The 14,338-nt window shown below is 43.8% G+C and carries 10 protein-coding genes and 1 pseudogene; 8 read left to right on the forward strand and 3 right to left on the reverse strand.

Features of this window, described 5'->3' with window-relative positions; genetic code table 11:
• Nucleotides 1-27: 27 nt before the first annotated feature.
• From DN068_RS09285 to DN068_RS09300, 4 genes are read left to right on the forward strand one after another with little or no spacing between them, the layout of a single operon-like run.
• Nucleotides 28-309: a hypothetical protein gene (locus tag DN068_RS09285; RefSeq protein WP_123985294.1), complete on the forward strand. Its 282-nt coding sequence runs from the start codon at nt 28-30 to the stop codon at nt 307-309.
• Nucleotides 310-323: 14 nt separating this feature from the next.
• On the forward strand, nt 324-617 hold the full coding sequence (locus tag DN068_RS09290) for a hypothetical protein (RefSeq protein WP_110998635.1): 294 nt from the start codon (nt 324-326) through the stop codon (nt 615-617).
• Between the two features lie 14 nt (nt 618-631).
• Complete coding sequence (locus DN068_RS09295) at nt 632-919, forward strand: hypothetical protein (protein ID WP_110998636.1); 288 nt, start codon at nt 632-634, stop codon at nt 917-919.
• A gap of 44 nt (nt 920-963) precedes the next feature.
• Nucleotides 964-1,641 carry a hypothetical protein gene (locus DN068_RS09300; protein WP_123985295.1) on the forward strand — a complete coding sequence of 226 codons (678 nt, stop codon included), beginning with the start codon at nt 964-966 and terminating at the stop codon, nt 1,639-1,641.
• Between the two features lie 84 nt (nt 1,642-1,725).
• Here the strand turns inward: DN068_RS09300 and rho are convergent, their stop codons facing one another.
• From rho to pheS, 3 genes are all read right to left on the reverse strand, one after another.
• Nucleotides 1,726-3,495, reverse strand: coding sequence for a transcription termination factor Rho (rho, locus tag DN068_RS09305; protein ID WP_110998638.1), 1,770 nt, complete (start codon nt 3,493-3,495; stop codon nt 1,726-1,728).
• A 191-nt stretch (nt 3,496-3,686) separates the two neighbouring features.
• Nucleotides 3,687-4,667: an NAD-dependent epimerase/dehydratase family protein gene (locus DN068_RS09310; RefSeq protein WP_110998639.1), complete on the reverse strand. Its 981-nt coding sequence runs from the start codon at nt 4,665-4,667 to the stop codon at nt 3,687-3,689.
• Between the two features lie 106 nt (nt 4,668-4,773).
• A complete protein-coding gene (gene pheS, locus DN068_RS09315) occupies nt 4,774-5,799 on the reverse strand; it encodes a phenylalanine--tRNA ligase subunit alpha (protein WP_110998640.1) in 1,026 nt (341 codons plus the stop codon).
• A gap of 152 nt (nt 5,800-5,951) precedes the next feature.
• Here pheS and DN068_RS09320 point away from each other — a divergent pair, with 152 nt between their 5' ends.
• From DN068_RS09320 to DN068_RS22350, 4 genes and pseudogenes are all read left to right on the forward strand, one after another.
• Entirely contained in the window at nt 5,952-6,737 is a 786-nt protein-coding gene (locus DN068_RS09320; protein WP_110998641.1) for an OmpA family protein, read from the forward strand.
• A gap of 989 nt (nt 6,738-7,726) precedes the next feature.
• Entirely contained in the window at nt 7,727-10,129 is a 2,403-nt protein-coding gene (locus tag DN068_RS09325) for a 3-hydroxyacyl-CoA dehydrogenase/enoyl-CoA hydratase family protein (RefSeq protein ID WP_110998642.1), read from the forward strand.
• A gap of 92 nt (nt 10,130-10,221) precedes the next feature.
• The gene (locus DN068_RS09330) at nt 10,222-12,069 is read left to right on the forward strand and encodes a tetratricopeptide repeat protein (protein ID WP_110998643.1); all 1,848 of its coding nucleotides are present in this window, start codon (nt 10,222-10,224) and stop codon (nt 12,067-12,069) included.
• Nucleotides 12,070-12,243: 174 nt separating this feature from the next.
• Nucleotides 12,244-14,298, forward strand: a pseudogene (locus tag DN068_RS22350) (ComEC/Rec2 family competence protein).
• Nucleotides 14,299-14,338: the final 40 nt, after the last annotated feature.

Below are 14,338 nucleotides of genomic sequence, written 5' to 3' on the forward strand. Positions count from 1 at the left end.
AGGAACATTCTGCGTATGAAACCCGAGATGAAGAGAACTTTTATCGTCAATGCAGCCCTCGCCGGAATCATACTATTGTTTAGTCTGTTTTCGTCAAATGGCGGTCGCAATGATATCACCATAGCAATGGGAATTGGACTGCTGTTGCTGGCGCTGCTCAATATTTTTGCGGGTGTGGTGACTTTACTTGCCGCCATTGCTGATTCCAAAGGCCCCGCCAAACATTACGGCAGCGCTATGCTAATGGTCGCCGGCATTCTTCTACTTTGTAGCCTCACTTTTTGCAGTACCTCATCTTTTAGTATGTAAAGGCTATTCTTCGAATGAAAAAAGAGTTAAAAAGAATCGCAGCTTACGACGCAGTTGTTTTTTCGCTGGCACTCATACTTGCCCTGATCCTGCATATCGGTAGCGGCAAAGAACTTATGGCGTTTCTGGGATTAGGATTTTTACTGGTTGCTTTTGTCAATACCAGCATCGGAATTATTTTTCTTCTGGTCAGTTTTATCAATAAAAACATTGCCGTTCGCCGCTATGGCGCGTGCATGTTGCTATTGGCAGGCATTGCCCTGCTTTGTGGATTTTCCTTTTGTAGCGTAGCGCATATTCGTCTCTAAACCCCATTCTCTCCATGAATAAAGCTTTCGGAATTGTCTTGTTCATCAGTCTGGCCATCATTGCCATTGTAATGACCTGGGCAATGATCATGTTTCCCGGTCAGAATGATTCCATTGCAATTGCTTTTGGGGCTGCTACATTTGGGGCTGGCGTATTAAACCTTCTTTCAGGAATTATTCTTTTACTGATTAGCATTCGCAGAAAACCTTTGCGATATTATACTTACGCCTCGTTTATTCTTGCGCTAATGATGCTGCTTTGCGGCTTTTTAGTGATTTGGAAGGTTGCAGCGCAGCATTAGTCTGTCAATCAAATTTATTACTTTCACGATCCTAAAACAACCTTATGAAGAAGCTACACATCATTTTTTGCCTCCTATCCTTTTTCGCCCTATCCTGCAAAAAGAACAACGATTCTTCAATGAGCTATCAGGTAAATGGCGTTGCAAATCTCACGATTCCCAGTACAGGAACTTACGGCCTCCCTATCTCATTAGAATATGCTGCCGGTACTCAGGAACCGGTTTCAATCTCTATCACTGATCTGCCTAAAGGTGTTACAGCCAGTGCTTATCCGCAATCCGGTACGCCATCATTTGCAAGTCTGATCACATTCACTACAGATCCAACTGTCGCTACAGGCTCTTTTCCAATCAAGATTAAAACAACTGCTCAATCAGGCAGTGTGAAAGAATTATCTTGCTCCATTACAACAACCGCTGATTGCGCCAATGCAGTTAGTGGCTCCTATGAAGGTTCAAGTTGTGGCAGCAATCAATACACTATTGACGTGCAGGCCGACGCTGATAGAAACAACATAATTATCAAAAATTTTGGTGGCAACGCCACCATAAAGGCTAGTCTTGATTGTGCTTCGAAAACAATTATTATTCCAACCCAATACTATTATGGTAGCTATACCTGTTCTGGAACCGGCACATTTACCGACCAAAGTATCAACATCTCGTATACGATCAACTACGGAACCTCTTCCGACAATTGTACAATGAGTTTCCACAAATAATTTCACCAATTACAAAATACAAACGAAGAACGCCCCCCACAATTCTGTGGGGGGCGCTTTTTTATCTCTAGTTGTGAATCGTTCTTATTTACCCATTGTAGCAAGGAATTCTTCATTATTCTTTGTTCCTTTCATTTGCTGCATCAGGAATTTCATTGCTTCATCTGTATTCATATCAGAAATGTGATTACGGAGAATCCACATTTTATTGAGTACATCTTTATCCAGCAACAAATCATCACGACGTGTAGAAGAAGAAGTGATATCGATAGCAGGATAAATGCGTTTGTTCGCCAGTTTACGATCCAGCTGCAATTCCATGTTACCAGTACCTTTAAATTCTTCAAAGATTACCTCATCCATTTTAGACCCAGTATCGATCAATGCTGTAGCCAGGATAGTGAGCGAACCACCGTTCTCAATTTTACGTGCAGCACCGAAGAATTGTTTTGGTTTCTGCATAGCGTTTGCTTCCACACCACCACTTAATACTTTACCGCTTGCAGGTGCTACAGTGTTGTGTGCACGTGCCAGACGCGTGATAGAATCGAGCAGGATTACTACATCGTGACCAACTTCTACCAGGCGTTTTGCTTTTTGCAATGCGATGGTTGAAACTTTCACGTGTTTTTCCGCAGGCTCGTCAAATGTAGAAGCGATAACTTCTGCACGTACGCTGCGTTGCATATCTGTTACCTCTTCCGGACGTTCGTCAACGAGAACGATCATCAGGTAACATTCAGGATGGTTTTTTGCGATTGCATTTGCCACTTCTTTCAGCAGCATTGTTTTACCCGTTTTCGGTTGCGCTACGATGAGACCACGCTGACCTTTACCGATTGGCGTAAACAAATCCATGATACGTGTACCATAGCTGGCAGCAGCAGTATACAGATTCAGTTTTTCAAACGGGAACAATGGTGTGAGATAATCGAAAGGAACACGGTCACGGATTTCGTCTGGCAGACGGCCATTGATCGTTTCTACTTTCAACAGGGCGAAATATTTTTCACCTTCTTTCGGCGGACGTACGGTACCAGTAACAGTATCGCCCGTTTTCAGACCAAACAATTTGATCTGTGAAGGAGAAACATAAATATCATCCGGTGAGCTCAGATAGTTGTAGTCGCTGCTACGCAGAAAACCATAACCATCAGGCATCATTTCCAGAACGCCTTCGCTTACTACAGCACCGTCAAATTCTACATTGAAGTTGCCATATTGCTGCGCATCACGATTGCGGCGGTTATTATTATTGTTGGAATTATTGTTATTGTTGTTGGGATTATTGTTGTTGCCGGCATTCTGCTGATTCGGGAAGAATGGCTGCGGGCGCGGCGCTTCCTGTGCAATCGACTCTTGTGGAGGCTGTACTTCCGAAGTTTCTTCTACTGGCATAATGATCGGAGTTTCCTCTTCATTCTGCTCTGCGCTTTCTGATTCTTCCGCGTTATCGCCAGCAGACCAGTTGCCCGCTTCTGATTCGTGTGCACGCAACTCAGGTTGAAACTCGGTACGTGGTTTGCGGCCACGGCGTTTTTTCGGTTCGTCTTCTACTTCTGCCACAACAGGTACTGCTGCTTTTGGAGCAGTTTCTGCTACAGGCGCTGTTTCTTCTTCAGCTTCAGCTTTAGGTTTACGTCCACGACGTTTTTTCGGTTCGTCGTCTGTATTTGTATTCATATCGTTTTTGGTGTTTGGGGCGGCTGGAGCTTTTAAAGCCTGTTGATCGAGAATTTTATAGATAAGGCTTTGCTTGTCGAGCGACCGGGCGTTATTTATGTGTAAATGTTCTGCTACATCAATCAGCTCGGGAACGAGCATGTCGTTTAATTGCAAAATATCGTAAGGCATGTATATTCTTCTATGTAGTTTAAAAGATGTCTGAAAAAATTAAAAATTTAAAGACCAGTGGCGGGTGAGTTTGGTTAATATAGAAATGGGAAAATTCAGAAAAGACTGAAGAAAGATGAGGATCGAGTTGTGTGAAACCCTCGATTGCAAGATTACAAATGTTTTTCTAAAAAACTAAAAAAAATTTCCAATTACATTTTTTCTGTGGATATATATGCCGCAGCCATCCGCTGTAACGTCTTGTGGATAGGCGTATAAGCGAAATCAGGAAGGAACGTTAATAATTTACCGTTGTCATACCAGCACTGTTTTTGTGCATTGCGCGCAGACTCTTTTGTAATAGTAACGGTGGCTCCGGTAAATGCTGTTTTTAACATATTCCAGCGCCATAAAACACCAGTCATAAATGCACTGGCTTTAATACGTGGTGGTTTTTTATTCAGCACCTCTGCCATGATAGAAAAAATCTCTTTGTAAGAGAAATTACCTGCACTTAATATAAAACGCTCGGAATCAATATCGCTGTACATGAGGTTATACAAAGCATTTACGACATCCTTCACATCTACCCAACCATTAATGCCTTCAGTGTAAAATGGGAATTCATCTGCGGCCAGTTTCATCAATCGCGAAGAGCCATCGCTCCAATCACCTTCCCCGAGAATAATACCCGGATTTACAATTACCGCATTCAATCCTTCAGACATGCCGCGCCACACTTCCATTTCAGCATAATACTTGCTGAGACCATAGGCAGAATTATACCGGCTTTCTTCCCATTCTTCTTCTTCGGATATTTTCTTGGAAGCTACCGTACGCCCCAACGCCGCTACAGAACTTACATAGGCCAGTTTACGCACATTTTGTACCAATGCTTCATTTACCACATTTGCAGTACTTTCTACATTAGCATGCAGCATTTCTTCTTTTTTCTTCGGATGAAAAGAAACGATCGCCGCACAGTGAAATACCTCTTCCACTCCATCCATCGCCGATTCTACGTCGAAAACATCAAGCAGATCACACTTCATCCAGGAAACACCTGGCAACGAAATCAATTCTTTATCAGGAACTGTATTCCGGTACAAAGCGCGCACGGTTTTACCCTGGCCGCTCAGATGGCGTACCAGATGCTGCCCTACAAATCCGCTTGCTCCTGTAACGAGAATCATACAATAAAAGTCAAAAGTCAAAAGTCAAAATCAAAAAGTGAAACGTAAAACAATAGCTGCACTACATGAGCTTTGACGTTTCACCTTTTGACGTTTGACGCTTCATTTATGAAGATTGGAATTGCCGTAAAAAACGAACATCATTCTGCGAATATAAACGCAGGTCATTTACCTGATATTTTACCTGTGTAATACGCTCCACACCCATACCAAATGCAAAGCCAGTATACACTTCAGGATCGATACCGAAATTACGCAGCATGTTTGGATGTACCATGCCACAACCCAGAATTTCAACCCAACCGGTGTGTTTGCACAGGTTACAGCCTTTACCGCCACAAACCGTACAGGAAATATCCATTTCCGCACTTGGCTCTGTGAATGGGAAATAAGACGGGCGGAAACGTACTTTAGTATCTGGTCCGAACATTTCAGTCACGAAATAATAAAGTGTCTGTTTCAGATCAGCGAAAGAAACATTTTTATCAATGTACAAGCCTTCGCACTGATGAAAGAAACAGTGTGCACGTGCAGAAATCGTTTCATTACGGTACACACGTCCCGGACAGATCACGCGTACAGGCAGATTCCCTTGCTCCATAATACGTGCCTGTACAGACGAGGTATGCGTACGCAACACCCAGTCAGGATTTTGAGCAACGTAAAACGTATCCTGCATATCGCGTGCCGGGTGATGTTCCGGCATATTCAGCGAAGTAAAATTATGCCAGTCATCCTCAATTTCGGGACCGGTTGCCACACTAAAACCCAGTTTTTCGAAAATAGAAACGATCTCGTTTTCTACCACACGCAGCGGATGACGCGTACCCATCGGCAATTTCGTGCCCGGCAGCGTTTCATCGATAGAAGGGCCTTTCTTCTGGCTGTTTTCTGTCAAATGTTTAAATGCTTCGTATTGTGATTCCGCGAGTTGCTTAAACGCATTCAGCACCTGTCCGGCTTCTTTCTTTTGCTCAACAGGTACATTTTTCATTTCACCAAAAATCTGCTTCACAATGCCTTTCGTCCCTAAAAATTTGATGCGGTAAGCCTCCAGCTCAGCAGCATCTGCCGGCTGAAATGCTTTTATTTCCTGCTCATATGAGCTTATTTGCTCCTGTAAGGCTTCCATAATGGACAAAGATAGGCGGGTTTTGCGATTTATAAAGGGCGACGCAACGTCGATTTAATTTTGACATTCATCGGGTTTATGTAGTATTGCGGAACCAATTGTAAGTCCTTTTGGCATAATTTTTCATACATTAGAAGAAAAACCACAATATTATGAAACGCATCCTGATCGCACTAGCCTGCCTGATGATTGGAGTGGCCATGCTGCCATCCTGTGTGGCCAAGAAAAAATACCTTGCCGCACAATCGCGCATCAACCGTTTGCATGCTGATAGCCTGGATCTTTACCGTCAGGTACAGGAATTGCAAGGTCGTGTCAGTAAAATGGAGGCTACCAATGAATTTACAAATAACAAGCTGAATATGAGCCAGGAAGAGCTGGCTAAACAACAGAAAAAGCTGGCGCAACTTCAGGCGTTAATTGAACAACAACAAAGAAATACCGAGGCACTTCGTAAGAAAATAGCCGATGCCATGGCCGGATTTAGTGCCAACCAGCTGGCAGTAACCATGAAAAATGGTAAAGTGTACGTAAGCATGCAGGAAAGTCTGCTTTTCCCGTCAGGTAGTGCAAAAGTAAATGATAGTGGTAAAGCCGCACTCGCCACACTGGCAACAGTATTAAATCAAAATCCTGATATCAATGTGAATGTGGAAGGCCACACGGATAGCGTACCTATCAAAAAAGCTTATCCTGACAACTGGGCGCTGAGCGTAGCGAGAAGTACCGCCATTGCCAGAATATTAATTGACGATTACAAGGTAAACCCAGCAACGATCACCGCAAGTGGCCGCAGCAAATACGAACCAGTTGAAACCAACGAAACGCCGGAAGGACGCGCACACAATCGTCGTACGGAAATTATCCTGGAACCTAAACTGGATGAAATCATGAAGCTTATTGAAGGGCAACAGGTCCCGGCAACGGAGACGAAGTGATGTCTTTAAATCTTTAGAAAAATGTTTCTGTTTTATATGTGGAATGAGGTTGGCTTCGGTCAACCTTATTTTTTTGCGCGATGGGTTTCCCCGCAAAGATGCACAAGAGGCAGAGACGCTAAGCTATTTTTTCTCACAACGCTCGCTAAGGCGCTAAGCTCTTATTTAGATATAAAAAGCAGCCATTATTCTGACGTAATATTAAAAACGTAGTGCCGCCGTGAGAAATATCCGGCTCGCTGCGGGAAAAAACCAAGAGCCAGAGACGCTAAGCTATTTTTTCTCACAACGCTTGCTAAGGCGCTAAGCTCTTATTTAGATATAAAAAGCGGCCATTATCCTGACGTAATATTAAAAACGTAGTGCCGCCGTGAGAAATATCCGGCTCCCTGCGGGAAAAAACCAAGAGCCAGAGACGCTAAGCTATTTTTTCTCACAACGCTTGCTAAGGCGCTAAGCTCTTATTTAGATATAAAAAGGCAGCCATTATTCTGACGTAATATTAAAAACGTAGTGCCGCCGCGAAAAATATCCGGCTCGCTACGGGAAAAAACCAAGAGCCAGAGACGCTAAGCTATTTTTTCTCACAACGCTTGCTAAGGCGCTAAGCTCTTATCTAGATATAAAAGCAGCCATTATCCTGACGTAATATTAAAAACGTAGTGCCGCCGTGAGAAATATCCGGCTCGCTGCGGGAAAAAACCAAGAGCCAGAGACGCTAAGCTATTTTTTCTCACAACGCTCGCTAAGGCGCTAAGCTCTTATTTAGATATAAAAAGCAGCCATTATCCTGACGTAATATTAAAAACATAGTGCCGCCGTGAGAAATATCCTGCTCGCTGCGGGAGAAAACTTTGCTCCTTAGACTGGTCGTCCTGAGCGGAGCGTGAGGATGCGGAAAACCCCAAATTTAATTCACAAACAACACCATTTCAACGTATCAACCTATCAACCTTTTAACCTAAATTGTGTATCTAAACTGATTTTCCATGAATCGAGCGATCCGTAAGGTAGCGGTCATAGGTTCCGGCGTAATGGGATCCCGTATTGCAGCACATTTTGCAGGTATTGGCGCACAGGTTTTATTGCTTGACATTGTTCCGAAGGAACCAAATGACGCTGAAAAAGCAAAGGGTTTGACTTTAGAAAGCAAAGCGGTGCGCAACCGTATTGTCAACGATGCTTTGCAGGCTACATTAAAAAGCAAACCTTCTCCAGTTTATACCAAAAGCGTGATCGCCCGCATTACCACTGGCAATATCGACGATGACCTGCCGAAGATTGCAGATTGCGATTGGGTAATTGAAGTGGTGGTGGAAAATCTGGGCATTAAACAACAGACGTTTGAAAAAATAGAAAAATACCGCAAACCGGGCACACTCATTACTTCCAATACTTCAGGCATTCCGATTCATCTGATGACTGAAGGAAGGAGCGAGGATTTTCAGCAGTGCTTCTGCGGTACGCACTTCTTCAATCCGCCACGCTATTTGCGCTTACTCGAAATAATTCCGGCACCAACCACAAAGCCAGAAATTATCGATTTCCTCATGGACTACGGCAGCCGGATGCTCGGCAAAACAACTGTACTCTGTAAAGACACGCCGGCATTTATTGCCAACCGCGTGGGTGTATTCGGATTTATGGCTGTGTTTGCTGCGATGCAAAAACTGGGACTAAATGTGGATGAAGTAGATGCACTTACCGGACCGATTATGGGCCGTCCAAAATCCGCTACATTCCGCACCGGCGATGTGGTGGGTTTGGACACATTGGTACACGTGGCAAAAGGGTTAGTTGAAAATGCACCGAACGATGAAGCCATTGCATTGTTTAAACTCCCGCCATTCCTCGAAAAAATGGTGGAAAATAAATGGCTCGGCGACAAAACGGGACAAGGTTTCTACAAAAAAGTAAAAGGAGAAAAAGGCAAGTCAGATATTTTGACGTTGAATCTTCAAACGATGGAATATGAGCCGAAGCAAAAATCAAAATTTGCGACCATCGAGACAGCTAAACCAATTGAAGATCTCAAAACAAGATTGAAAGCATTGTACGCAGGACAAGATAAAGCGGGCGAATTTTACCGTGAATTCCATCATCTGCTGTTTGGCTATGTTTCCAATCGCATTCCTGAAATTTCCGACGAACTATATAAAATCGATGATGGGTTGAAAGCCGGCTTCGGATGGGAAATTGGCGCATTTGAAAGTTGGGACGCACTCGGTGTAGAGAAAGTATTGGCCAACATGAAAGCTGCAGGCATACAAGCTGCACCGTGGGTACAGGAAATGCTCGATGCCGGTAATAAAACTTTTTACAAAACAGAAAACGGACAACGTAAGTACTACGATATTCCAAGCAAATCATACAAGGTTATTCCGGGCACGGGATCGTTTATCATTCTGGAACATCTGGATGAAAAAGTTATCTGGAAAAACAGTGCGTGTAAAGTGGTAGACATCGGTGATGATGTGATTGCTGTAAGCTGGAATACAAAAATGAATGCCATTGGCGGCGAAGTGCTGGAAGGCGTACAAAAAGCCGTGGCGCTTGCCGAACAAAATTATAAAGGGCTCGTGATTGCCAACAGCGGCGCCAATTTCAGCGCTGGTGCGAATGTGGGCCTCATCTTTATGTTTGCCGCAGAACAGGAATATGATGAACTTGATTTTGCAGTTCGTCAATTCCAGCAAACAACCATGCGCCTCCGTTACAGCAGCGTTCCCGTTGTGGTAGCACCACACGGCATGGCATTGGGCGGCGGTTGTGAAATGTGTTTGCATGCGGATGCCGTTCAGGCGGCAGCGGAGTCTTATATCGGGCTGGTGGAAGTTGGCGTGGGTCTGATTCCTGGCGGCGGCGGTTCTAAAGAAATGGCATTGCGTGCTTCAGATCGCAATATCAAAGAAGATATCGAAGTCAACTATCTGCAGCAATTGTTCATTAACCTCGGTACCGCAAAAGTTTCTACTTCGGCCCACGAAGCATTTGAAAACTTTATCCTGAGACCAGGCATCGATCAAATTTCCATCAATCCGGATCGTCGCATCGCTGACGCCAAACGTAAAGTATTGCAATTGCATGAACTAGGCTATACGCAGCCGGCACCACGCCATGACATTAAAGTACAGGGTCGCGGTGGATTAGGCGGCATTACAGCTGGTACGCATGCTATGTGGCGCGCTAATTACATTTCTGATTATGATTTACTGATTGCCAATAAACTCGCGCATGTAATGTGCGGTGGCGACTTATCGGCTCCTACATTGGTCAGCGAACAATATCTGCTTGATCTGGAGCGGGAAGCATTCCTTAGCCTTTGCGGCCAGCGAAAAACACTGGAACGACTGCAAAGTATTTTACAAACAGGGAAACCATTAAGAAATTAACAAGAGCTTGTCTGTTAAAAGCGCCGGGAAATCCTGGCGCTTTTGCAACTTTATACTACATAAACCTAGAGGGATTATTTGTGAAAAAATTTATGTCGAACGATTGGTCTGCGATTTATAGCCTTGCTCCGCTGAAAAAACTTCAGCGATTGTTTTTATGCCTGCTGCTTTCACTGCCGCTAGTTACAGCTGCGCAATCCGACCAGATGTCGCAGGCGCGCCAATATGCAGAAGCTAAGGAATACGCCAAAGCGATCGATATCTATGAAAAACTGTATGACCAGACACCGACTAACCAAGATCTTTATCATGAATATTACAATGCACTAATTGCAACAGAAGATTATAAAAACGCAGAAAAGCTGGTGAATGATCAGATAAAAATGCGTCCGCAAAGTCCGCTGTTATTCATTGACCTCGGTAAGATTTATGACAAAACCGGCAAAAGTAAAAAGGCCGAAGACCAATATGACAAAGCCATTCAATACATTAACGGCGACGATCTGCTGACCACGCAAATGGCCAATAGTTTTACTGCGGCCGGCAAGGAAAAATATACCATTGCAACGTATGAACGCGCGCAGGAATTACTGCATAATCCATATATCTACGGCAATGCGCTTGCCCGGCTTTATGCCAAAAACGGAGATGTCGACAAAGCGGTTAATACATTACTAAATGCAGGTCCGGCGCAGATTGGCGGCATTGAAGATACAAAAGCGACGATGCTGGAATTATTCGGCGGGGATGATCAAAAATTGCTGACGGCTCAAAAAACTTTGGTAAAACGGATCAATGCACAACCGGAAAATCCATATTACGCAGATCTGCTTACCTGGTTATTTACACAACGTAACGACTGGGATGGCGCGCTGATCCAGATTCAGGCAATAGATGAACGCAACCGGGAAGGTGGCCAGCGCTTGCTGGATTTTGCCCACGAAGCAAACCGCCAGCAACAATATGACATTGCAGTAAAGGCGCTGGACGCAGTGGTGGCAAAAGGAAACGACAAGCCGTATTATATTATTGCAAAAGCTGAAAAGTTGAGTATTCAGCTGGATCAGCTGCAAAATAATCCGCAGTACAAACCAGAAGATGTAAGCAGACTTGCTAAAGATTATGACGCTTTTCTTGCCGAAGCACCGCAGTATTATGCTACTGAAACAGTAAGCGATTATGCGCTGCTGGAAGCACAATATGACAACAATCCTCAAAAAGGAATTGACCTGCTCACCAAAGCGATTGCACAACCCAATGCCAGAAAGGATTTCGTTGGCAGCTGCAAATTGCAGATGGGCGACTATTATATTCTCGCCGGTAGAATCTGGGATGCGTCATTAATCTATAGTCAGGTGGATAAAGCTTTTCGTGAAGATGCGCTTGGTGAAGAAGCACGTTTCCGGAATGCAAAACTGGCGTATTATCGTGGCGACTTTCAGTGGGCGCAGGGCCAATTATCGGTGCTTAAAGCATCAACTTCTGAGCTGATTGCGAACGACGCTTTGTACCTCTCTGTTTTGATTACGGAAAACATTCCCCCGGATAGCAATCTGGTTCCACTCAAACGTTTTGCGTATGCAGATCTTTTACTGTTCCAAAATAAAGATCAGCAAGCAGAAGCTTTGCTGGACAGCATTTCACAGGCATTTCCAAAACATCCGCTGAATGACGATATCCTTATGCTGCGTGCGAAACTTGCCGAGAAGCATGGCGAATACACCAAAGCGCTGGATTATTTAAAAACGATTTACATCCAATACGGGAAAGATGTACTCGCCGATGACGCTGTTTTTAAAACTGCTGAAATTTACGAAAAGCGACTGCATCAAAATGATCAGGCAAAAACTTTCTACGAAAAACTGATCATTGAATATCCAGGCAGCACGTATGTGCAAACTGCCCGAAAAGAACTGCAGGCAATGCAGGCGAATCCGTAAAATCGCTGATTTTTTGATCGCTGGTGTCTGATTTTTTTAAAGAGTAAAAGCAATTTCGGCAGAACACTTTATACTTACAATTACCAAAGACGAAATCAGATATCAGAAAATAAGCGATCAGACATTCCAAAAGATTGGCATTGAATTTGCTTTACATCCGGCAAAAATCGCCGTATGCAGCATTGGCCGATATCACGTGCTTATTTTTGGGAGAAAGCCCCATTTTTCAGAATACTTATTCCGTTTATTGCCGGTATTATTTGTTATGACCGATTTGCGATTTTCAACAATATCCATGCCGTCACATCCTTTACAGTAGCAGCTTTCGCTGTAGGTTTCCTACTTCTCTCTAAAAAGAAATTATCGATTTCAGTTGCCAGGAAAATCAACAGCTCAGCAATATTTGTTTCACTCTTCTTTATTGCACTGATCATTTCATTTGCCCATGATGACCGGCAAAAAAGCGACTGTTTTGCGCACCAAATGGTAACAGCAGAAGCCTGGAAAGTTCAGGTAATCGCACCACCTCAGGAAAAAGAAAAAACGCGGAAGTTAAAAGTGTCTGTTCAAAATGCGCTATGCGGAGATTCCAGCAATATTGTTTCCGGCAAAGCATTCTTGTATTTGTATAAAGACAGCTCATTCAACGTACACGAAAATGACCAGCTGATTATCCCTAACCATTTTCAGCCCGTCAAAAATGCAGGCAATCCCTTCGAAATGGATTATGCAAGATTCGCAGCCAGAGACAATTTTTACTTCCAGCAATTTCTTTCACTACACGACGTTGTGCTACTGCCCGATCATTCCAAACCTGGCTTACTGGCGCAAATACATCAATTCAGCCTGAATCAGCTGGCGCGCTTCATTAAAGACAAACCAACACTCACGTTGCTGCAGGCAATGCTGGTTGGCGAAGACAACGCGCTAGACGAGGATACACGGCAAGCATATTCACAGACAGGCATCATTCATATTGTGTCGATTTCAGGATCGCACGTCGTGCTTCTCTTTTATATTATTTGTGCCTTATTTGCCTGATTGCGACACAAAAAATATACAGCTCTAAAATACCTGCTTGCTATTATTCCTATCTGGATTTATGTTCTAATGGCAGGGGGTGCCCCTTCCGCCGTTCGCTCGGCGGTGATGTTTAGTATGCTCACCGTTGGGATTGTCTTGCAGCGCGATCACAATCCACTAAATACATTATTTGCCGCAGCATTCATTTTACTCGTCATCAAGCCGACATGGCTTTTCAGTGTGGGCTTTCAGCTTTCTTTCCTCGCAGTCTTGTCGCTGATTGTTTTTTACAGTCCGCTTTGCAAATTGATTCAGCCTGGCAATAAAATATTACGTTGGTTATGGAATGCTTGCGCAGCAAGTATCGCAGCCGAATTATTGGTCGCCCCGCTTGTGCTTTACTATTTCCATTCATTCCCTGCAATGTTTCTGATTGCCAATATTGTTGCATCCATTTGTATGTCGGTACTACTGATCGCTGGCATTGCGCTTATTGCTGTGTGCTGGAGCACTACGTTCGCAACATTGATTGCATCTTGCTGTTCGCTGATCACACTCATATTCAACAAGATCATTTTTGCGCTACAGGCCTGGAGCCCGAATAGTTTTAACCGGTTTCAATTTTCCGCAACGGAAATTTCACTGTTCTACTTTATTATTATTTGTTGTTCGGTCTGGATTTTTCATCAAAAAAGGAAAATGTTATTAGTGGCCATGTCGTTTGGCTGCACATTTACGGCACTTTTAATTCTCGACAAATGGCAATCTTTACACCAACATTTACTGATTGTCTACAACACCGGTAAAGCACAAAATGCCGAGCTCATTGTGGGCCGCAGCTTCAGCACCTTACTAAAAACAGATACGCTGAAAGAAAATTTCGCTGTGCGGAATGCACACACAGGTTTCCACCTTACCAGACAGAAAGCAATTTCATCCGACGCATTTTTTATCGGAAACAAAAAAGTGCTGGTTTTAAAAACATCACCGGAAAGTGGCGAACCTTTTCCGGTTGACATACTCATCATAGGCAAACCACTAAAGAAAACCGATTTCTTAGATGCGTATACTATTTTCAAACCAGGACAAATAGTACTGCCGTCCGGCCAACCCAAACAATTGACAACCGCATGGAAGGATTCGTGCAGCGCACACCACATTATACTTCATGATGCCGCTGAACATGGTTGGTACTATAGCCAATGAAATTTCTTCTTTAATAGCATGGAGGGCCGGTCCTAAAAAC

Origin of the sequence: Taibaiella soli, from assembly GCF_003236175.1 — a bacterium.
In the GTDB taxonomy this organism is placed as follows: Bacteria; Bacteroidota; Bacteroidia; order Chitinophagales; family Chitinophagaceae; genus QKTW01.